Below are 22,171 nucleotides of genomic sequence, written 5' to 3'. Positions count from 1 at the left end.
ATACTAATACTATTTTAGTATATAAAAAAAATCAGATTTCTTCAATCTCTCAGGACAATGAATACAAAAAAGAAGAAGAGTTGAAGGTACCAACTCTTCTTCCATTATCACTTATTTTTTTGTATTGATATACAATTTACCTTCTGCACGCTTGGTCGTGACATTTCCATAATCATCTGAAATTTTGACTTCAATGACAGCTCCTGGTGCCTTTACGTTTGATGTGGCCGTATAGTAACCAACGTAATGACCTTCTGAGGTTTCCATCATTGGTAGTTCATTGGCATTCGTTACTTGAGATCGCGCATTTGTAAGTGGCATTTGAATGACGAATGTCGCATCCAAGCCCGGCTCACTGTCGAATTCGATTTTGACGGATTCGCCTTTTTTCAATTCTTTATCTTCTGCAGGGAGAAGATTATCAATCGCAATATCACCGAACTTCGCAAAAACGGTGACACTTTGTTTCTTTTTGTTTCCTGCCTTATCTTTCGCTACTACACTGATTACATTTTCTCCTTCATTTAGAAGGATTCGATGACTGAATTCACCTTCACTAACGGAAGCTTTCTCACCGTTAACTTTCACCCATGCAAGGTTCTCATCGGTAACCGTCCCTTTTACTGTGACGGCTTCACGATTTGTTTTCATATCATCTTCTGGTGATGTGATGGCAATTTCAGGCTTCGCTTGATCAAGTGTGACCGTTACTGTATCTGAAGGACCAGTCATACCTTGTTCCGTCGCTGCTTTCGCTGTCAATGCATTTTCCCCATCGTGCAAGGAAACATCTGCAGAGAATGTCCCATCCTCCATTGTTTCAGCTGTTGCCACTTCCTCTTCTCCATTAAAGAGATGAACGGTTGTAGTCGGTGCTGATGTACCTTCAACTATTACTGATTCCTTGTTTGTAAATGAACCGTCTTTAGGAGATGTGATAACCGGTGAAGTCACCTCATAGTTCACAGTTGCACGAATCATATAGTTTCCTTCATCTTCTGGTGATGGCGACCAAGCTCCACCAACGAACTGCCAGCTTCTTGCTGCATATTCGCCATCTTCATCTGTTCCCAGTCCTGGTGTATTGGGATTTGGAGCAGATTGAATGTAAACCATGTAGAAGTCTCCTTCAACCATGATGCCATGTTGGCTCAGGTCTACGTGCGTCCATTCGCCATTGCGTAACGCGGTTCCATCAAACGGACCTGCGATTTTCTTGCCAGGTGCCCCGTCTGGTCCAGTTGCATCATACACGGCTACCTGGAATTCAGTTCCTCCTGGTACTGGCCATTCTGTATCCCAGAATCGGAAGAGTCCTCCGGTCACCAGTGCGGTATCATTTCCTTCTTCAAGAGACATTTTCACTGCCCAGCCATTACCTGCATCATAGAATGCACGGGCATTTTCTGCTGTTCCATCATCGTATCCAATCTCTCCTGGATAACCAATGAATGGCTCTAACGTGACGTCAGCTGTTGTAACTTCTCCACCTTCAACTGTGACGCTCATTTCCTTACTATAGTAATAAGGGGCCACCACTTTAAGGGTATAGTCCCCTTCATAAGCTTCTAATTCATATTCTCCATTTGCATTTGTTTCAACGGGCTCTACCACAGCATCTTCAAGTAAGAAGACTGTCGCTCCTTCAACCGGTTCCCCTGACATTTCATTTGTCACGGTTCCGGTTATATTCCCTTGAGGGATTTCTTCCAGAATGAAGTTAGCAGTAGATGTTTGATCGGCTTCAATTGTTACATTTTGTGTTTGGGATCTGAACCCATACGTTGATGCTTGAAGCGTGAACTCCCCAGCTGCATGAGTCATTTCATACGATCCATCGGCAGGATTCGTATAAACCGAGCGACCTGTTTCTAAAACATTCACCTCTGCCTGTAGTGGAAGAAGTACAGGCGCTGGACCTGATTCAGCATTTTTTCCATCTTTCGCTACTTGTTTTGCTACTGTAATGTCTTCAGGATTTACTTTTGGTTTTTTTGAAACTGAAGTTGATTTCTCATCCTTCGATTTCAACCCAAGGTTCATTTTCTTAGCTGGAAGGATTGATTCCCCACTCAGCTTCACATCATCAAGATACCATCCTTGTTTCACAACGCTTCCATCGGAGGTAACATTGAATGCGATGTAAATGCGCTGGCCGGCATATTGACTTAGATCCACTTCACCGTCGATCCAACCTTCTGAATCCCCATTGACTCGAATCATTTGTGTCCACTCTTCCCCATCGGTGGATACAAACACATGACCATAATCATAGTTTCGTTCAAGTTCATGCCACTGCTTGAATTGTAAGAAGCTTGCCCCATCAGGTAAATCGATCGGAGGCATCTGAAGTGACATGTTTGCACTGTTGTCATACGTACCACCCAGATTTGTGGCATATACGTTGTCTCCAGAAGTTGCATTTCCTGGACCACTTTCCGGTACTCCCTGCTCCCAGCTGTTTCCTGGACCATATGAAGTCCACCCAGTAGCAGCAGCTTCAAAGTCCTGCTCAAACCCGACTGTTATTCCTGGTAGAAGATTGACCGTAAAAGGTTCTGATTCGACTTCATTCCCCCCGAAGTCCAATGCCAACCATTTATACGTGACTACATCTCCTGTGAGGTCCTCTCCGGGTATCGTGGCTTCATAGGTTCCTGACTTATAGTCGCCTGAGGTTTTCGCAGCATCGACCGATACCCAGTCACCTTGCTGATTCTGATAGTGGAGTGTGACGTTTGTTACGCTTATATTGTCGCTTACTTCTGCTTGTAATGGTAAATTCATTTCTTTGAAAGCTTCTGTAGGTGCTTCATGAGTAATGACCGGAGCTTCCGAGTCATCACCTTCTTTAGCAACCTGCCCTTTCACTTTCCCGATCCCGCTCATAACGGATGATACAGCATCAAACGCATTAACCAGCCCATGGCCATATCCGTTATTTGGCGAATCCGGGAACGTTCCGTCCGTTAACGGAACAGCGGTCGTCATAAGAATTTCTTCGATTTCATCCACTGTTAAGCTTGCATCCACCTGTCTTAATAAAGCGGCTACAGCCGTTACATGAGGACCGGCCATTGATGTTCCGTTCCAACCGCCTTCATAATTGCCTCCGGGAACGGAAGAACGAATATTCACTCCAGGTGCTGCAATCTCAGGTTTAATCTCTTCATAAGGAGAAGGTCCCTGTAATGAGAAGCTGCCCAGTTGATCATTTATATCCGTTGCACCTGTCGCGAAAGACTCCGGATAGTTTGCCGGGTTCGCAATTGAACCGGGTCCTCCAGGATTGAATAAAGTTGTATTTCCAGCGGAGAACTCAGGGAATATTTCTGCCGCTCTCCATGCAGATACCATATCCCGGTACCACTCATCAAGTCCTGCTCCACCGCCCCAAGAGTTATTGACAACATCAGGAGCCATTTCAGGATGAGGATTTCCTTCTGCATCCTTAGGAGCCAGGATCCATTCCCCTGCTTCCAGTAAATCCACATCTGTTCCGCCATCTGCTGTAAACGCTTTGACGGCGATCCACTTGGCACCTGGAGCTACACCAATCTGATTGCCTCCGTCAGGATCAGACCCGACCATAGTTCCGACAGTGTGTGTTCCGTGTCCCTGATCATCATAAGGTGCACTCTGTCCGGCTGTCGCATCAAACCAGTTGAATTCGTGGTCTGGTGAACCAGGATTTTGAGGATCATACCCTCTATATTTTTCTTTTAATGCTGGGTGATCCCACTGTACACCGGTGTCAATAGAGGCTATGACCGTTCCCGCGCCGTCGATCCCCATTTCCCAAACCGCCGGTGCTCCAACCCGGTCGATATTCCACTCTATCGATGCCGGACTATTATTGGCTTCCTTGTCCAGTACAGCCCCGGAAGAAGCCTTTGCCTTGGCAGGCTGGATTATTTGTCTCGTTTCATTCGGCAGGATTTTATCCACTTCTGCAAAGGTTGAAATTTTCTCCATGACTTTCTTTGTACTTGTAACGGCCATTCCGTTTACAACATAGAAGTCTTTGATTTCCTTCACTGCGCCTGACTTCTTCTCTTTCGTTAAGTATTCTTTCACTTGTGCTTGAGATTCAAGGGCAGTAGCCCGAAGTTCAGAAACGACCATATTTCGCGTTAATAGTTTTTTACTATTAGCAGACAGTTTCTGCTTTTCCGCTTTAACGGTCGCTTTTTTAGCTACTGCCTCAGGATCGAGCTGATCCTTGAATTTCACTAAGTATGTGACGTGCTTCTCTTTCTTGAATTGATCCTGTAAGGCTGATGTGATCTTAGATTGTGGGCTGACTTTTGCTGAGTCTTTTGCTGAAGTGGATGGTTTTTCTTTCACTAGTGCAGATTGTGAGGTGTTTGCAGCCCCTGCATTGAATGGAAACATCAAAGGAACAAACATTACTAAGCTGAGTAGAATGGATAACCATTTTATCTTTCCCTTTCTAACTTTCATCTAATTCCCTCCCAGTCATTTTGATTCCACCTTAAATTTGTCACCTCCTCATTCACCTACTTGGAAAATAGTAGATGTTAATCCAAAGATAACCAACAAAGGGCGTGGAACGTTGTAAATATATGTCGAAATAAATCTGAATATTCAGTAATTGATAGAATAGTCACAACTCATTCACATTTACATAGGCACATAGTTACGCGTCAAATATTACTGTAGGAATATTTTAGTTACAATTGCACTTTTATTGGGGTAAAATGACCGGGAATTAATATTTCTTCAAATGAAGGAAGAGATAAATGAGCGATAAGGTATATAGAGGAGATTCTTGCGTGCTCTGATTAGGAAAATGTCCTGCTCATAGAAAATGGGATATTCCTAGAATATTCTTCTAGTAATATTCTAGGAATATTTCCCTACTCTAATTATGAAATGTAGTGATGATATGACCCATTCTATCTACTGGCATAAAAAAATGGGGACTAACCACCTATGGTTAGTCCCCATTTCTATTAATAGACAGATGTATTTTCTTTCGAAGTATTTTCTAATATTTCTTTTACACGCTGCAAGAATCTTCCACATACCAAACCGTCCAGTACGCGGTGATCAAGTGACATACATAAGTTCACCATATCTCGAACGGCAATCATTCCGTTGTTCATGACAACCGGACGTTTCACGATCGATTCTACTTGAAGAATCGCTGCTTGCGGATAATTAATGATACCCATCGATTGTACCGAACCAAATGACCCGGTATTATTCACAGTAAATGTTCCTCCCTGCATATCTTGGGAAGTTAATTTACCGCTCCGTACTTTTCCAGCAAGCTCAGTAATTTCTCTTGCGATGCCTTTGATTGTTTTTTCGTCAGCATTCTTGATTACTGGAACATATAATGCGTCATCTGTTGCAACTGCAATGGACAGATTGATGTCTTTCTTCTGAACAATCTTGTCGCCTGCCCACATAGAATTGATTTGTGGATACTCTTTAAGAGCTTGAGCTACAGCTTTCACGAAGAATGCGAAGAATGTCAGGTTAAATCCTTCACGCTGTTTGAAGTCTGTCTTGAGAGAATTTCTATAATCTACAAGATTCGTTACATCCACTTCCATCATCGTCCACGCGTGTGGTGCTTCATGCTTACTTCTAACCATGTTCGCTGCAATGGCTTTGCGAATCCCTGAAACAGGGATTTCAATATCCCCCGGACTAACAGGAACATTACCTGCAGGAGCAGCTTGTTTGGCTGGCTGTTGTGGCGTATCTGCCTTCACAGATGCCTGCTGGGTGGCAGGAGCTTCCGTCTTAGGAGAAGGAGCTTCGCCTGCTTTCGGAATATTACCAGACTCAATGATTTTCTTTAAATCTTTCCGAGTGATTCGACCACCATTACCAGTGCCTTCCACTTGGTTCAAATCAATATCGTTCTCTTGAGAAAGCTTTAATACCGCTGGAGAATACCTTGCCTTATTCCCACTATCTTTGCTAGGAGCTTGTGGTTTTGGAGCAACTTGATCTGCTTCACCGGTTTTCTCTTTTGGAGCTTCTGTTGGAGCTTCTGTTGGAGCTTCTGTTGGAGCTTCTTTTGAAGGTGCCGAGCCTCCTCCTTCAATCTCGATCGAACAGATGATTTCTCCGACTTCGAGGGTATCTCCTTCTTCAGCAATTAAATCTTTAATTGTTCCTGTAAAGGATGATGGCACTTCTGCATTTACTTTATCCGTCTGAACTTCTGCAATCGGATCGTATTTATTTACGGTATCACCAGGTGACACCAACCATTTACTAATTGTACCTTCTGTAACACTTTCCCCTAGCTGAGGCATTTTCATATTTTCAATACCCAATGAGGAACCCTCCTTACTGTGCGTTTAATGGTTAAATATTGTTATTAAAATTCTGCAAGTTCACGCATTGTTTTTTCAACTTTGTCCGGGTTAATCATAAAGTATTTCTCCATTGTCGGTGCATACGGCATACTAGGTACATCTGGACCCGCAAGACGTTTAACCGGAGCATCAAGCTCGAATAAACAGTTTTCGGCAATGATTGCAGAAACCTCACCCATGATGCTTCCTTCCTTGTTGTCTTCTGTCACAAGAAGGACTTTTCCTGTTTTAGAAGCCGCTTCAATAATTGCTTCTTTATCTAATGGATAGATTGTACGTAAATCCAAGATGTGAGCTTCAATTCCGTCTTCGGCAAGCTTTTCGGCTGCTTGAAGAGCAAAGTGAACACAAAGTCCGTACGTGATGACCGTTATGTCTTCTCCTTCACGCTTCACATCTGCTTTTCCAATTGGAAGGGTATAATCATCATCAGGCACTTCACCTTTGATTAGACGGTAAGCCCGTTTGTGTTCAAAGAATAGAACCGGATCTTCATCACGGATAGCCGCTTTCAATAACCCTTTTACATCATAAGGTGTTGATGGCATGACAATTTTCAATCCAGGCTGATTCGCAAAAACGGCCTCGACGGATTGTGAATGATAAAGAGCTCCGTGCACTCCACCACCATAAGGAGCACGTATGACCATTGGACAGCTCCAATCATTATTTGAACGATAACGAATACGTGAAGCTTCAGAAATGATTTGGTTCACTGCAGGCATAATAAAATCAGCAAACTGCATTTCAGCAATCGGTCTCATTCCATACATCGCAGCTCCAATTCCGACTCCTGCGATTGCGGATTCTGCTAGTGGTGTATCAATGACACGTTCTTCCCCAAATTGATCGTACAATCCGTGAGTCGCTTTAAATACTCCACCTTTTTTACCAACATCTTCTCCAAGAACAAATACTTTATCGTCCCGTTCCATTTCTTCTCTAATTGCCATTGTTACAGCATCGATATATGAAATTACTGGCATGATTGAATTCCCCCTTACTTCTCTTCTGCGTAAACGTACTTCATTGCTGATTCTGCTTCAGCATATGGAGCGTTTTCTGCATAATCCGTTGCTTCGTTCACGAGTTTCATAATACGATCATTGATTTCTTTTTCAATGTCGTCATTCATAACGCCTGTTTCTTTCAGATAAGCACCAAACGTGATGATTGGATCATTTGTTTTCGCTTTCGCTACTTCGTCTGGAGAACGGTAACTTCTGTCATCATCATCTGAAGAGTGAGGGGTCAAGCGATACGAAACTGTTTCAACAAGAGTCGGACCTTCCCCACGACGACCACGATCCGCTGCTTCTTTCACAACTTTATACACTTCAATTGGATCATTTCCATCAACCGTGATTCCAGGCATTCCATATCCAATCGCACGATCAGATACATTCTCACACGCCAATTGTTTTTCAATAGGAACCGATATCGCGTACTTATTATTTTCACACATGAAAATAACCGGTAGTTTATGTACACCTGCAAAGTTTGCACCTTCATGGAAATCCCCTTGGTTGGAAGATCCTTCACCAAATGTCACGAAGGTAACCAAGTCTTTCTTCTCCATTTTACCTGCAAGCGCAATACCAACGGCATGTGGCACTTGAGTGGTTACAGGAGATGAACCAGTTACGATATTATTCTTCTTTTGTCCAAAGTGACCAGGCATTTGACGTCCACCGGAGTTTGGATCCTCTGCTTTTGCAAATCCAGAAAGCATTAATTCTTGGGTCGTCATCCCGAATGCTAAAACAACACCCATGTCACGATAATACGGAAGAACATAATCTTTTTCACGATCTAATGCGAACGCAGCACCTACTTGAGCCGCTTCTTGCCCTTGACAAGAAATAACAAACGGAATTTTACCTGAACGATTCAGTAACCACATGCGCTCATCGATTTTTCTGGCAAGTAGCATGGTTTCATACATTTCTAATACTTTCTCATTGGAAAGCCCTAATTCTTCATGACGATTCTCTGCCATATTCTTTACCTCCTACACAATCTAATGGTTGAAAAAGGTAGAAAGGATTTCTACCTTTTCTATTTAAATAATTAATTTTCTTATGAATGAATTGCCTTACCATCCACTGCAAGGGCCGCTTCTCCGATGGCTTCGGAAAGGGATGGATGCGGGTGGATCGTATGTGCGATTTCCCATGGTGTTGCATCTAACACTTTAGCCAGTCCTGCTTCTGAAATCATGTCGGTTACGTGCGGACCAATCATATGCACGCCAAGTATGTCATCTGAGTCAGAGTCTGCAATAATTTTGACAAAGCCGTCTGATTCACCGTAAACAAGCGCTTTACCAATTGCCCTGAAGCTGAATTTTCCAACCTTAACGTTATATCCCTTTTCTTTCGCTTCCTGTTCGGTGATCCCGACACTTGCGATCTCAGGGTTACTGTAGATGCACTTTGAAATCAGTGAGTAGTCAATCGGATGAGGTTTTTCATTCGCCATATGTTCAACGGCATTGATTCCCTCATGAGAAGCGACGTGCGCTAATTGAAGACCACCAATCACATCACCGATCGCATAAATGTGAGATTCTTTTGTTTGGAAGGAATCATTGACTTGTACGAAACCTCTTTCGATTTTAATATCAGTATTTTCAAGCCCGATTCCTTCCACATTTGCCTGACGACCAACCGATACAAGGATCTTTTCTGCTGTAAAGGATTTTTGCTCTCCTTTATGCTCTGCAGTAATCGTAACTTCTCCGTCCCCTTTTTCCAGAGACTCAGGAAGCACTTTTGCTCCTGTAACGATTTTGACTCCTTTTTTCTTCATTAAACGCTGCATTTCTTTTGAAATTTCATGGTCTTCAGTAGGAACGATTGCATCCGCATATTCAACAACGGTTACATCTACATCAAAATCTGAAAGCATGGAAGCCCATTCGATTCCGATGACTCCGCCTCCAACGATGATGATCGACTTTGGAAGCTCCTCTAGTGTAAGCGCTTCATCAGAAGATAATACATATTCACCATCTATATCTAGTCCAGGCAGTGAGCGTGGTCTTGATCCAGTAGCGACAATGACATTCTTCGGAATAAGCATCGGGTTATCATCACCATTATTCATTTCCACAGAAACCGTTCCAGGCATTGGGGAGAAGATGGAAGGTCCAAGAATACGTCCAAGTCCTTCAAAGACATCGATTTTCCCTTGTTTCATCAGGTGTTGAACGCCTTTATGAAGCTGTTCCACAATCCCGTCTTTCCTTGATTGAACTTTCGTGAAATCAAGTTCTACTCCATTGATTTTCACTCCAAAGTCTTCACTATGTTTAGCTGTTGCATATACTTCAGCACTGCGAAGCAAGGCTTTACTAGGTATACATCCTTTATGTAAGCATGTTCCTCCAAGCTTCCCTTTTTCCACGATTGCTGTTTTTAAACCAAGTTGAGAAGCACGGATGGCAGCTACGTAACCACCTGTACCTCCCCCTAGAATGACTAAATCATATTCTTCTGCCAATCTTGAGTCCTCCTTGTTCTTATACTCTTGCTTCCTTCTTTACATTTCCGGGATACACCTTATAGTCCTCTTCATTTCGTAAGACTCTTAATGCTCCTTCAGCAAGAGCTTGCAGTTCATTTTCACCTGGCTGAATCACGACATCTGCTATCCAGTTGATACGATCGCTTATTGCTTTAACAAATTCTTTCCCGTATGCAAGTCCTCCTGTTAATACAATGGCATCCACTTTCCCATTGAGGACCGCACTGGCTGAACCAATTTCTTTCGCAATTTGATAAGCCATCGCATCATATATAGCTTTGGCATCCTCATCGCCATTTTCAATCATTTTCTCTACTTTGACTGCATCATTTGTCCCAAGATACCCAACTAAACCACCTTGACCCACAAGTTTTTTCATGATTTCATCACGATAATAATCTCCTGAGAAACATAAATCAACTAGATCGCCTGCCGGAACAGTCCCTGCTCTTTCAGGGCTAAATGGGCCATCACCGTGTAATCCGTTATTCACATCAACCACTTTTCCAAATCGATGTGCCCCTACGGTTATTCCACCACCCATATGCGTGATGATCAGGTTTAGGTCCTCATACTTCTTGCCGATTTGCTTCGCGACTCTTCTTGCCACTGCTTTCTGATTTAAAGCATGGAAGATACTCTTTCTTTCAATAAGTGAAAACCCTGAAACCCTTGCGAGTGATTGTAGTTCGTCCACTACAACTGGATCAACAATATAGGATGGAATATTTAATCCAGATGCGATTTCAAATGCTAAGATACCACCAAGATTAGAAGCATGCTGACCTGAATATCCTTCTCTAAGATCCTTCAACATATCTCCATTCACTAAATAAGTTCCACCTTCAATCGGTCTTAAAAGTCCTCCACGTCCACATACAGCACTTAGCTTGGAAATGTTGATTCCTTCTTCATCCAATGTTTGAAGAATGGTATTTTTTCTGAATTCATATTGATCGATAATATTGGGGAATTCATTAATTTTTTCTGCATCATGACGGATCGTCTTTTCAAATATTGAGCGATCATCATCAAAGACACCAATTTTGGTTGAGGTCGACCCAGGATTAATGACGAGTATTCGATGTTTGTTTTCTTGCACTTTTGTTACCTCCATTTGGGTAGCTAGATTGTAATGTTTGCACGTAGAAATTTCCCCCTATGATAGATAACCCCTTAATCTATTCTATATCCCATTTACAGGGAAGAAACGCTTCACTCTTAGCAAAGTAAAGCGTTTTTCCTTGTAATTATCCACGTCTGCTTAAAATATGTTGTCCGTTTTGTAAGAACTGACTTCTTGAACGGCGCATTTTATCAATTCTCTCTTCTGCCATACGATCAGCCGCTACGTAAGTAGGAACGTTATCACGTTTCGCAATTTCGATAACACGCTCTACATTATTGTAAACCTGCTCTACTTTTTTCATCGCTCTTTCACTATTATATCCGTAAAGTTCATCTGCAACGTTAATGACTCCACCAGCGTTGATAACATAGTCAGGTGCATAGACGATACCCATTTCATGGATTGCGTCACCGTGACGTGTTTCTTTCAGCTGATTATTCGCAGCTCCAGCAATGACTTTCGCTTTAAGTTGTGGAATGGTTTCATCGTTGATGATCGCTCCCAATGCACATGGAGCAAAGATGTCACATTCAACCCCATAAATTTCATTGATATCAACAGCTTTTGCACCAAACTCATCAACAGCGCGTTGAACAGCTTCTTTATTGATATCTGTTACAATCAGGTTTGCCCCTTCTTCGTGAAGATGACGGCACATATTGTATGCAACATTTCCAATACCTTGAACGGCAATTGTTTTTCCTTCAAGGGAATCTGTTCCAAATGCTTCTTTAGCTGCTGCTTTAATTCCACGATATACACCATAAGCTGTTACAGGTGATGGGTTACCAGAAGATCCAAAGGCTGGCGAAATTCCTGTTACATAATCCGTTTCTTCATGGATCAAGTCCATATCCGCAACCGTAGTACCCACATCTTCTGCTGTGATATAACGACCGTTCAACCCTTGAATATAGCGGCCAAATGCACGGAACATTTCTTCATTCTTATCTTTACGTGGGTCACCGATGATAACCGTTTTACCTCCACCTAAGTTAAGTCCGGCAGCTGCATTTTTGTATGTCATACCTTTTGCAAGACGAAGAGCATCTTCAATCGCAGCTTCTTCCGATTCATATGTCCACATACGAGTTCCTCCAAGTGCAGGTCCAAGTGTTGTATCGTGAATGGCGATTATTGCTTTTAATCCAGATGCTTCATCTTGACAGAATACCAATTGCTCATAATCGTATTGTTCCATATAGCTGAAAATTTTCATTATTATTTCCCCCTGTAATGTTATTAATTTTGGTGTTAATTATTATTTATAAGAAGCAGAGCATATAGCCAGTGCCAATGAATACAATTTACTTTCTGCACTGTCCGCTCTGGATGTTAATACAATTGGTGCTTTTGCTCCGGCAATGACCGCTCCTACTTTTGCCTTGGCAAAATAAATTAAGGACTTATATAGAGCATTGCCTGTTTCGATATTCGGTACAAGCAAGATATCCGCTTGTCCTGCCACTTCACTTTCGATCCCTTTATGCTCTGCAGCATGGTGGGAAACAGCATTGTCAAGGGCTAACGGCCCATCGACAACACAGTGTCGGATTTGGCCTCTTTGATTCATCATCGTAAGAGAAGCTGCATCGACCGTTGCTTGCATGGAAGGGTTCACTACCTCAACTGCAGCTATCGGGGCAACCTTTGGATGACTTATACCGATTGATCGAGCGACCCCTACTGCATTTTCAATGATTTGTGCTTTTTGCTGTAGATCAGGAGCAATGTTCATTGCTGCATCGGTAATGAACGTAAGCCTATCGAATCCAGTTACTTCAAATGCTGCAACATGTGATAATACACTGCCTGTACGGAGTCCCCATTCTTTATTCAATACTGCTTTTAAGATGACAGCTGTGGGGACATTCCCTTTCATTAACGCATCTGCTTCATTTTCCTTGACCGCTTTCACAGCAAGCTCAGCTGCTTTCTGCGGAGAAAATGCATGCTTGATTTTAATATTACTATGAGATTGGAGCTGTGGTGCGACCTCTTTCATAAGGGAAAGGATTTCCTCTTTGTCCCCATACAATAGGAATTCGGCCATCTTTTTTTCAACTGCCATCGCGACAGCTCCAAGCACCTCTTTATCTCCTGCAGCTGCAACTGCTACAGTTGAATGTTCGATTTGGGTTGCTTTTTCCACTAAAGATTGTAGATTCATGTAAGTTATTTCAACCCCTTTTTCTTTTTTCGACTCCATTTAACATTATGCAAGAAGCATGCCAACTTTAAAAACGTTGAAAACGCTTTATCTCTCTCTCATAACACCTGCAACTTTTTTCATACCACGCAATTTATTTCATGCTATTTATTTCAATGTTATACTTTTCAATTTTATAATACAAATTTCGAACAGAAACATTCAATGCTTTAGCAGTGGCCGTTTTGTTACCATTATTCTGCTCTAAAACCTTTTGAATTATATTTTTTTCATACTGCTCCACTTGGGTCGCAAGATCTTCCACTTCACCTTTAGAAAAAGTAGCGGGCATTGCAACGACTGGATTTGCGGTGTTTTCTAATTGCGGCAGATGTTTAGCATCGATATTCACTTCATTATATTTCATAAAAATGATGGCTCTGCCAAGAACATTCTCAAGCTCTCTCACATTCCCTGGCCAATGATAATTCATTAGCTTGTTCATGGCCACTTCAGTGATCCCTTCGACATTTCTACCGTAGTCCTGATTGATTTTGGTGATTAGGGCTTCTGAAATCATGGGTATGTCGGACTTCCTTTGTCTAAGCGGCGGGATCTGGATAGGCATTCGATTGAGACGGTAATAAAGATCTTCTCTGAATGACCCATCCGCCATTCCCTTTTCAAGATTAACATTGGTGGCTGCAATGACCCGGACGTTGATTTGAATTGACTTGGTCCCACCTACCCGCACAATTTCGTGTTCCTGGAGGACACGCAGCAACTTCGCTTGAGTATTGGCACTTAACTCTCCAATCTCGTCAAGGAAGATGCTGCCGTTATTCGCTTCTTCAAACAACCCTCGCTTACCGCCTCGCTTCGCACCTGAAAATGCTCCTTCTTCATATCCGAATAATTCGCTTTCTAATAAGCTCTCAGATAAGGCAGCACAGTTGACTCTCAGAAATTTATTGAATTTCCGATCACTCGCATTGTGTATGGCGTGTGCAAATAATTCTTTCCCCGTCCCAGATTCTCCTCTAAGAAGAACTGTCGCGGGTGTTTTCGCCCCTAGTTTGGCTTGCTCAACCGCTATCATCATTTCCTCTGAATCACCAATTATATCTTCAAACATATACTTTGCTTCAAGGGTACGAATGATTCTCCTTGCACGATCCAACTCCTGGGTAAGGGACTGGATTTCAGACATGTCATGGATAACACCTACACTTCCTTTAAGCTTGTTATTCACAATAATAGGCGCCACATTGACGATGACTTCTTTCCGTTTCGGACCTACCCGCATCTTCGTCCCACGAATTGCCCTCCTGGTCTGGAGGACCTTAAGATGGATACTCTCTCCTTCAGAAATGTCTGTTGTTGCAGGTTTACCGATCACTTCTTCTTGAGAAAGTCCTGTAATCCTTGTGTATGCAGGGTTTATCAGGATACCTTTCCCCTCTTCATCCACGACAGAAATTGCATCATCACTGGAATAGATAATAGCTTCAAGCATCGTCTGGATTTCTTTAAGATTGGTTATTTCCTCTGCCAGATTCACTACTTCGGTGATATCTTTAAATACAGAAAAAGCTCCAATAATTTCATCCCGTTCAGTAATCATCGGAATTCGATTTGAAATGATTTTCAACCCGTTCCCTAAGACAACCTCCTGATGAATTTCAGTTCGTCTCGTTTCGATCGTGGTGGTTAACTTACTTTCAGGAATCACATCCGATATATGAAGACCAATGACATTTTCCTCGCTCTTTCCGATCATTCGCTCTGCACTTTTATTAAAGAGCATCACAATCCCTTTATCATCGATCCCCACCATGCCATCATCAGTAGAATTAAATATAAGATCCCTTTTAAAGGATTCACTCGTTAACTGGTGTATAAGGTCTTCTTTATCCTCGAGTAGCTTCGAGATGAGGAAGGCTACACTTCCAGGAATTAATACCGTATTCTTTCCCCGTTTATCCCGGATGGTTTCAAACACTTCTTGGTCACCAGTCACTTCGATCACTATGTCTACAGATTCACTAAGAAATGGTCGCCAATCCTTACCCACGGGAATTCCAAGCTTTTCGGCCATTTTCATACCTGAAGCGCTTTCATTTAGGTCTATTACTGCAATCACTTTCATGACGGAGACTTCGTGGAGGATTTGCAATATGGCTGTTCCACCCTTACCACCACCGACAATTAGAACCTCTTGCAATATTCTTCACCCCGACACATGCAATTTTTTTCACAATCATAATGTTACACTACTTTTCATAACTTGACAATTCTCTACTTGGCGTTAAAATTTTATTATGGAAACGTAAAGGAGTTATTAATCCCATGATCCGTTTAATTGCCCTAATTATCATGCTGATTCCCGGAGCACTTGCTGCACTTGGAATTAAATTGATGAGAGATATGCTATTTGGAATTCTTCAGTCCCCAATCCCTTTTCTTTGGCTGCAATTCATCCTTGGATTGGTTTTCTTTTTATGTGGTTTAGGGTTCATTGCTGGTTTTGTTCTGCACCGCGACCGTAAACAAAATAAAGTCCAATCCCGATTCAACAAAAAAGGCTAGCGCTATGTGTATGCGCTAGCCTTTTTTGCTTTCTCTCAGTTTCCTTGCTTTCTCAGGGAAATCTGTTACGAACGCAGAACATCCTAAGTCCAGTAATCTCTCCATCTGCTCCACCTTGTTTACCGTGTAGGGCCTGACGGCGATCCCGTTATTCATCGCTTCAATGATAATGTCATCCCGAACCGCCTTCAAATTGGGATGTATAGCCCTCGCCCTTAAAGATTGAGCATATATCCAAGGCATAAATAAACCGGAAGAATACAGTGGTGCAATTTCTACTTCAGGTTCTAAACGATAGCAAGCCACAATCGAATAGTGATTAAAAGAGGAAATAATGATACGATCCTGGAATCCAAACTCCCAGATCAACTCAATCACCTTTTCTTCCATGCCTGGATAATCCATAATGCTGTTTTTCAACTCAATGTTACAGAGTAATTCATTACCTTTCATCCACTGAAAAACTTCTCTCAATGAAGGAACGCGATTTTTTTTAAATAATTTACTTTTATATTTGTAATTGGCTTGAAGTTTTTGTATATCCTTAAATGTGTAATCTTTGACAAACCCTTTTCCATTTGTCGTTCGATCAACCGTTTCGTCATGAATCACGACAATTTCGCCATCTCTCGTCAGTTGGACATCCAATTCAATTCCATCAGCTTTCACTCTTTCAGCCTCATAAAAAGCCTCCATTGTATTTTCCGGGTGAGTCCCTGCTGATCCCCGGTGAGCAATGATTAGTGTCATGAGTTCACTCCCTCTTTATCTATATGTACAACCCTTTATTCTTCGAATTGTGTGAGTGTATTCATTATATACTTATTTAATCCTTCCTCAAAGGATGAACTTTTTGAACCAAATTATTAAAAAAATCCTGAGAATCTCAGGATTTTTATTGATTGAGTATGGTGTTAGTTCATTAGAACCAATTGCAACGACATCTACGGCGACGGTTGTCCATTTCACCAGCTACGTCGTTATCACTACAGCGACGTACAGCTCTACAGAAATCTTCTCCTCTAATATAAGCTCTAACAGGAACTCTAAAGTTGTTGTCGGAAGCACCAGCCACGTCATTGTTTCTACAACGATCAGACGCTCCACCTACGTTGTCACGATTACGATAGTTACCCATAGTCTCACCTCCCTCACTAAGGTTTTTGCCTTACATTGTATCTTATGTTGATACGGACAAGCTGTAAGGGCTAACCACTATTTACTAATGAAAAGAGGCGGTTGTTACTGACAAGATTGATGTGGGCTGGAATTAAAGTATAGGGTGTGTGGAGAGATGATAATAGGGAGGAGAGGAATTTCATGGGAATTGGCCATTTTTAATTAAAGGCCGTTGAACCAGAAAACCCCACGAACCATCGGGCTCATAGGGTTTTTACATTCGGACTATTCAGTATGGAAACCGAACTGACAGACTAATCCTTACTCTTTCATGAAGCCATATGCTCTAAGCGAAGCTTATCAGCCACCATGGCAATAAATTCTGAGTTTGTCGGTTTTGCCTTTGACATACTTACTGTATACCCGAATAAAGATGAAATGGAATCGATATTCCCTCTGCTCCAAGCCACTTCAATTGCGTGACGGATCGCTCGTTCCACCCGTGATGCCGTTGTGTTATATTTCTTGGCAATATCGGGGTAGAGTACCTTTGTGATTGAACCAAGTAATTCGATATCGTTATAAACCATTGAGATTGCTTCTCTTAAATATAAATAACCTTTAATATGTGCCGGCACACCGATTTCGTGGATAATACTTGTAATGCTTGCATCTAAGTTTCTTGGCTTTTGCTCTGTATTCATTCTGGATGAGGAAGGTTTTTTGATGATTGAGTTTGATTTCCCGCTAACTTGACGAATATGACTCACTAGGTTCTCCATATCAAATGGTTTTAGAATAAAATAAGAAGCTCCAAGGTCAACCGCTTTCTTCGTGACGTCTTCTTGTCCGAACGCAGTAAGCATGATTACGTTAGGAATATTCTTCCTTTCACGAAGTCTCTCGAGCACAGCCAGACCGTCCAAATGAGGCATAATAATATCTAAGACCAGGACATCCGGATCCACTTCTTCTAATAAGTCTAAACAATCTTGACCATTATGAGCAATTCCTACTACTTCCATATCATTTTGCGAAGCAATGTAGTCCTCCAATAATGACGTTAGTTCACGGTTATCATCCACAACACATACTTTAATCGATTTCACTACAGGTTTCCTCCTCAATCCTAATTAATTCATCTCTGTATTTTTTATTCTAAATTACTTTTTCGACAATGCAACCTAAATTCCTTTTATTTTTGAAAAAAACTTGAAAAATAATATATTTTCTTTGATTTCCTTACTTTTTCTTTATATTTCGACCCTATTCGATACCAACGATCCTGTTTGTCGAATAATCTTTATTTTAACAAGATACAGCTCCTTTTGGCAAACATTCTTTATTTTCCAACAGCTTAGGGCCAAGTATCGTTAGACTAAAAAAGAACCCTTATAAGCACCCACGTTCGGTACTCTGCTAAGGGTTTTTCATATTCAGCTTGCTCTGTTATGATCTTTTTTATAAATATCGATTCCTGCTTCACTTAACATCCACTCAATGTGTACACCATAGCCGCTGGTCGGGTCATTTACAAACACATGGGTGACAGCACCAATGACTTTCCCGTTTTGAATGATGGGACTTCCACTCATTCCTTGAACGATGCCTCCTGTTTTCTCTAACAGCTCAGGATCAGTCACTTTCAATACCATCCCCTTGGTTGCAGGGTATTTCTGAGGAATGGTACTGACAATTTCTATATCGTACATTTCTACTTCTTTCCCATCAACAACAGTCAAGATTTGCGCCGGCCCCTCTTTTACCTGATGAGAAAGAGCAATAGGCATCGGCTTATCAAGTAAATCATTTTCGATGGACTGGTTTAATTCTCCAAATATCCCAAAGGGACTATTTCGAGTGATATTACCGATAACGTTTCGATCGGATGAAAAACGAGCTAACTTTTCCCCAGGCTTTCCATCCGCACCCTTCTGAATCGAGGTCACTTCTGAATTCACAATTTCTCCATTTTCAACTACGATTGGCTTTTTCGTATCCATGTCAGAAATCACATGACCAAGCGCTCCATATTTCTTGGACTTTGGATCATAGAACGTCATTGTACCAATTCCCGCTGCAGAATCACGTATATATAATCCTAATTTAAAGTTATTTTCCCCTTTTTCTTTCAACGGAAGCAATTGTGTCTTAACTGTCTTTTGTTCACGTTTTAAGACAAGGTCAAGAGATTTTGTTTCTTCCCCTGCTTTTTGAACAAAAGGAGCAACATCAGCAAGCTTTTCAATTTTTGTTCCGTTTATTTCCGTAATCATGTCCCCTACCTGAATTCCTGCTTTTTCGCCAGGTGACAACTTTCCTGAATCTGTTTCAACTAGATGATGCCCTACTACTAACACCCCAACTGTATTTAATTTGACCCCAATTGATTGACCACCCGGAATCACTTTAAAATCTTTCAGTACTTCAACATCGACCTTTTTAATGGGTAGTCCAGCTAGCTCGAAAACAACTTCGTCCTTACCTACAGAACTTCCTTGAATCGACAGCTGACCTTTCCCTTCGTTAACTTTAACATGTTCATTATGCGACGAACTCATAGCCGTAACGGACGTAGCCTTAGGGAGAGCAACTTGATCCCCTTCCATCACCCTTACCGAGTTCGGTGTATTGACAAGTTGTTGAACCGGTTTGTAAAAACCAATAAGACAAAGCGAAACAAGGAGAATTCCACCTATACATTTTCTTAACCAATCTAATCTCACTATATTCACTCTCCTCGCTTCTGATCCACAAACACTAACTATTGGCTACAGTTTTAATTTTGCCTTTAAGAGCCACATTTATAACTGGTAATCATGAAAAAAAAGCTACCCGAATTGGATAGCTTTTCATGTCTCTTTAATGGAACCTGCTAATTGGAGCAGTTCCTTGGCATGTTCTAATGTTAAATCGGTAATTTCAACACCTGAAATCATCCGGGAGATTTCTCTGATCTTGTCTTTTTCTTGCAAGTTCTTCACCATCGTGCTCGTTCTTCCACCTGAAAGCTTTTTCGAAATAAACAAGTGACAATCTGCCATTGCAGCTACTTGTGGCAAGTGAGAGATACACATGACCTGAGAATGTACGGCAACTTGATAAATCTTTTCAGCTATTGCCTGAGCGACCCTTCCACTGACACCTGTATCGACCTCATCAAAAATGATAGAAGTAATCCCTTGGTGCTTTGAAAAAATGGTTTTCAGAGCGAGCATGATACGGGAAAGTTCACCCCCTGACGCCACTTTTGACAAGGGCTTCAATGGCTCACCAGGGTTAGTTGATATGTAAAATTCTACCGTATCCCATCCATCTTTCTTAAAATGCTGAAACGAAAATTCTTCATTTTCTCCACTCTTTACAAACCGCACGTCAAATTTCGTTTTATCCATATAAAGCTGCTTTAATTGTTCATGAATACTTGCAGTCAATTTCTTCGCCCATATTTTTCTAGTTTGTGACAGATTTTTCGCTTCTAATGATAAGTCTTTCTCAAGGGACTGTAATTTACTCTGTAACTGTTCGACATGGGAGTCCTTATTCATGATGGTTTCAATTTCTTCTTCAATCTTGGAACTATATGCCAGAATTTCTTCTACGGAAGATCCATATTTTCTTTTCAACCCATTGATTTCATTCAATCTCAACTCGATATGATCCAAACGATTCGGCTCGAATTCCAATTGATCCAACGCCCCACGCACTTGATGAGCAGCATCTTCAAGCATATAATATGCATTCGATACAGATTCCAGCGTCTTTTCATGCTGCGAGTCAACCTCTGCAGCTGTCTCAAGATGACTCATCGCCAGTCCTGCCCAGTCCATCCCTTTTCTTTCACCTTGGATGCTGTCATAGGATGTTTGTAGAGCTTCAAATAGCCTTTCAAAGTTCATGAGCTTCCGTTTCTCTTCCTGAAGCTCTTCGTCCTCATTCAGTAGAAGATTCGCATCATGGATCTCTTTCAATTGAAATTGGATCAAATCGAGACGATGTGCCATCTCTTGCTCGTTGTCATTAAGCCTGCCCAGTTGTTTATAAATCGAAAGGTATTCTTTGTATACTTGCCCATAACTCGATAAGCATGAAAGTATATCCTTTCCTCCAAATTGATCCAATAAGGAAAGATGGAGACTTTCATTCATCAATTCCTGATGCTCATGCTGCCCATGAATATCGATGAGCGAAGCTCCAATTTCCCTCATGATGGCAATCGTCACGAGCTTACCATTGATTCGACAAACACTCTTACCTGTACTCGAGATGTCCCTGCGAAGGACAATCATACCTTCCTCGATTTCGATCCCGAAACTTGCCGCTTTCAAAAAGCAAGGATGAGTTTCATTATCAAGAATAAATAACCCTTCAATTTCAGCCTTTTTCTCCCCATGTCGAACATACTCAGAGGATCCTCTACCGCCTACCAATAGATGAATAGCGTCAATGATGATGGATTTACCTGCACCAGTCTCACCAGACAATACGGTCAACCCTTCCTCAAAGGAAAGAGATAGAGTTTCGATAATGGCGAAATTTTTGATTGATAGTTCTTGTAGCAAAACATCCACCTCAAATAAAAAGGAACTTTCCCTCAAATAACATAAAAGAAAAGCGTCCTATTGGATTTTGTATGAAGGGCTATAGAGCCCAATACGGTTTATATATAATTTACCTTTATAACATGTCTAAAAATCGTTCAGAGACGATTTTGGTCTCATCTTCTGTTCGACAGATGATCAAGCACGTATCATCTCCACAAATGGTACCGAGGATTTCTTCCCAATCCAAGTTATCAATCAAAGCTCCGATAGCATTGGCATTGCCCGGTAATGTTTTCATTACTAACATATGTCCAGCCTGATCCACTTTTACGAAAGCATCGGTAAGTGTGCGCTTTAGTTTTTGGAGAGGGTTAAAACGCTGATCAGCTGGTAAACTATATTTGTATCTTCCATCCATCAATGGGACCTTCACCAGATGTAACTCCTTAATATCCCTGGATACGGTCGCCTGGGTCACATTAAAGCCTGCATTCTTCAGGCTTTCCACTAACTCATCCTGTGTTTCCACATCTCTATTCGTAATAATTTCTCTAATTTTTATATGTCTTTGCCCTTTGTTCATCATAGAACATACACCTCTTACATTTGATTAAAGCCTGTATAAATATACCTCTACGCTTATGTTAGCCTATTTTGAATGGAAGTACAATAAAAAAGAAAAGCGAAAGGGGCTTGATCTGGGGTGACAAGCATAAGGCGAATTCGCATTTACTGGTATATTATCGACTTT

General features: G+C 41.5%; 16 protein-coding genes. 2 read left to right on the top strand and 14 right to left on the bottom strand.

Features of this window, described 5'->3' with window-relative positions:
• Positions 1 to 111: 111 nt before the first annotated feature.
• The 9 genes from FGG79_RS00360 to FGG79_RS00320 all read right to left on the bottom strand — a co-directional run bounded on the left by FGG79_RS00360 (position 112) and on the right by FGG79_RS00320 (position 15,392).
• Complete coding sequence (locus FGG79_RS00360) at positions 112 to 4,464, bottom strand: S8 family serine peptidase (protein WP_138775525.1); 4,353 nt, start codon at positions 4,462 to 4,464, stop codon at positions 112 to 114.
• A 512-nt stretch (positions 4,465 to 4,976) separates the two neighbouring features.
• Positions 4,977 to 6,320: a dihydrolipoamide acetyltransferase family protein gene (locus tag FGG79_RS00355; RefSeq protein WP_138775523.1), complete on the bottom strand. Its 1,344-nt coding sequence runs from the start codon at positions 6,318 to 6,320 to the stop codon at positions 4,977 to 4,979.
• A gap of 44 nt (positions 6,321 to 6,364) precedes the next feature.
• Positions 6,365 to 7,348, bottom strand: coding sequence for an alpha-ketoacid dehydrogenase subunit beta (locus tag FGG79_RS00350; RefSeq protein ID WP_138775521.1), 984 nt, complete (start codon positions 7,346 to 7,348; stop codon positions 6,365 to 6,367).
• A 14-nt stretch (positions 7,349 to 7,362) separates the two neighbouring features.
• Positions 7,363 to 8,361, bottom strand: a complete 999-nt coding sequence (locus FGG79_RS00345; protein WP_138775519.1) for a thiamine pyrophosphate-dependent dehydrogenase E1 component subunit alpha — start codon at positions 8,359 to 8,361, stop codon at positions 7,363 to 7,365.
• Positions 8,362 to 8,441: 80 nt separating this feature from the next.
• Positions 8,442 to 9,866 carry a dihydrolipoyl dehydrogenase gene (gene lpdA, locus FGG79_RS00340; protein WP_138775517.1) on the bottom strand — a complete coding sequence of 475 codons (1,425 nt, stop codon included), beginning with the start codon at positions 9,864 to 9,866 and terminating at the stop codon, positions 8,442 to 8,444.
• Positions 9,867 to 9,885: 19 nt separating this feature from the next.
• Complete coding sequence (buk, locus tag FGG79_RS00335) at positions 9,886 to 11,007, bottom strand: butyrate kinase (RefSeq protein ID WP_171050730.1); 1,122 nt, start codon at positions 11,005 to 11,007, stop codon at positions 9,886 to 9,888.
• A 133-nt stretch (positions 11,008 to 11,140) separates the two neighbouring features.
• Positions 11,141 to 12,238, bottom strand: a complete 1,098-nt coding sequence (gene bcd, locus FGG79_RS00330) for a branched-chain amino acid dehydrogenase (RefSeq protein ID WP_138775512.1) — start codon at positions 12,236 to 12,238, stop codon at positions 11,141 to 11,143.
• 42 nt (positions 12,239 to 12,280) lie between these two features.
• Positions 12,281 to 13,189 (bottom strand): phosphate butyryltransferase, encoded by a 909-nt coding sequence (gene yqiS / locus FGG79_RS00325; protein ID WP_138775510.1) that lies wholly within the window; start codon positions 13,187 to 13,189, stop codon positions 12,281 to 12,283.
• A 133-nt stretch (positions 13,190 to 13,322) separates the two neighbouring features.
• On the bottom strand, positions 13,323 to 15,392 hold the full coding sequence (locus tag FGG79_RS00320; RefSeq protein ID WP_138775508.1) for a sigma 54-interacting transcriptional regulator: 2,070 nt from the start codon (positions 15,390 to 15,392) through the stop codon (positions 13,323 to 13,325).
• Between the two features lie 125 nt (positions 15,393 to 15,517).
• Between FGG79_RS00320 and FGG79_RS00315 the strand changes: the two genes are divergently transcribed.
• A complete protein-coding gene (locus FGG79_RS00315; protein ID WP_138775506.1) occupies positions 15,518 to 15,757 on the top strand; it encodes a DUF2627 domain-containing protein in 240 nt (79 codons plus the stop codon).
• Positions 15,758 to 15,772: 15 nt separating this feature from the next.
• Here FGG79_RS00315 and FGG79_RS00310 read toward each other — a convergent pair whose 3' ends face one another.
• Positions 15,773 to 16,507 carry a glycerophosphodiester phosphodiesterase gene (locus tag FGG79_RS00310; protein ID WP_138775504.1) on the bottom strand — a complete coding sequence of 245 codons (735 nt, stop codon included), beginning with the start codon at positions 16,505 to 16,507 and terminating at the stop codon, positions 15,773 to 15,775.
• 103 nt (positions 16,508 to 16,610) lie between these two features.
• Here FGG79_RS00310 and FGG79_RS21560 point away from each other — a divergent pair, with 103 nt between their 5' ends.
• Entirely contained in the window at positions 16,611 to 16,946 is a 336-nt protein-coding gene (locus FGG79_RS21560) for a hypothetical protein (RefSeq protein ID WP_171050729.1), read from the top strand.
• 259 nt (positions 16,947 to 17,205) lie between these two features.
• Here FGG79_RS21560 and spo0A read toward each other — a convergent pair whose 3' ends face one another.
• From spo0A to ahrC, 4 genes are all read right to left on the bottom strand, one after another.
• The gene (gene spo0A, locus FGG79_RS00300) at positions 17,206 to 17,985 is read right to left on the bottom strand and encodes a sporulation transcription factor Spo0A (protein WP_138775500.1); all 780 of its coding nucleotides are present in this window, start codon (positions 17,983 to 17,985) and stop codon (positions 17,206 to 17,208) included.
• A gap of 327 nt (positions 17,986 to 18,312) precedes the next feature.
• Positions 18,313 to 19,602, bottom strand: a complete 1,290-nt coding sequence (gene spoIVB / locus FGG79_RS00295; protein WP_138775498.1) for a SpoIVB peptidase — start codon at positions 19,600 to 19,602, stop codon at positions 18,313 to 18,315.
• Positions 19,603 to 19,728: 126 nt separating this feature from the next.
• Positions 19,729 to 21,438, bottom strand: a complete 1,710-nt coding sequence (gene recN / locus FGG79_RS00290) for a DNA repair protein RecN (protein ID WP_138775496.1) — start codon at positions 21,436 to 21,438, stop codon at positions 19,729 to 19,731.
• Between the two features lie 115 nt (positions 21,439 to 21,553).
• On the bottom strand, positions 21,554 to 22,003 hold the full coding sequence (gene ahrC, locus FGG79_RS00285) for a transcriptional regulator AhrC/ArgR (RefSeq protein WP_138777482.1): 450 nt from the start codon (positions 22,001 to 22,003) through the stop codon (positions 21,554 to 21,556).
• Positions 22,004 to 22,171: the final 168 nt, after the last annotated feature.

Source organism: Bacillus sp. BHET2, assembly GCF_005938125.1.
Taxonomy (GTDB): Bacteria; Bacillota; Bacilli; order Bacillales; family Bacillaceae_B; genus Rossellomorea.
The sequence above is the reverse complement of the archived record's forward strand: the minus strand, read 5'-3'. Positions and strand labels throughout refer to the sequence as shown.

Excerpts from the sequence above, each read along its gene's own strand:
- bcd (WP_138775512.1), bottom strand. The coding sequence starts at position 12,238 with ATGAAAATTTTCAGCTATATGGAACAATACGATTATGAGCAATTGGTA.
- ahrC (WP_138777482.1), bottom strand. The coding sequence starts at position 22,003 with ATGAACAAAGGGCAAAGACATATAAAAATTAGAGAAATTATTACGAAT.
- FGG79_RS00350 (WP_138775521.1), bottom strand. The coding sequence starts at position 7,348 with ATGCCAGTAATTTCATATATCGATGCTGTAACAATGGCAATTAGAGAA.
- FGG79_RS00310 (WP_138775504.1), bottom strand. The coding sequence starts at position 16,507 with ATGACACTAATCATTGCTCACCGGGGATCAGCAGGGACTCACCCGGAA.
- yqiS (WP_138775510.1), bottom strand. The coding sequence starts at position 13,189 with ATGAATCTACAATCTTTAGTGGAAAAAGCAACCCAAATCGAACATTCA.
- FGG79_RS00345 (WP_138775519.1), bottom strand. The coding sequence starts at position 8,361 with ATGGCAGAGAATCGTCATGAAGAATTAGGGCTTTCCAATGAGAAAGTA.
- FGG79_RS00315 (WP_138775506.1), top strand. The coding sequence starts at position 15,518 with ATGATCCGTTTAATTGCCCTAATTATCATGCTGATTCCCGGAGCACTT.
- buk (WP_171050730.1), bottom strand. The coding sequence starts at position 11,007 with ATGGAGGTAACAAAAGTGCAAGAAAACAAACATCGAATACTCGTCATT.
- FGG79_RS00360 (WP_138775525.1), bottom strand. The coding sequence starts at position 4,464 with ATGAAAGTTAGAAAGGGAAAGATAAAATGGTTATCCATTCTACTCAGC.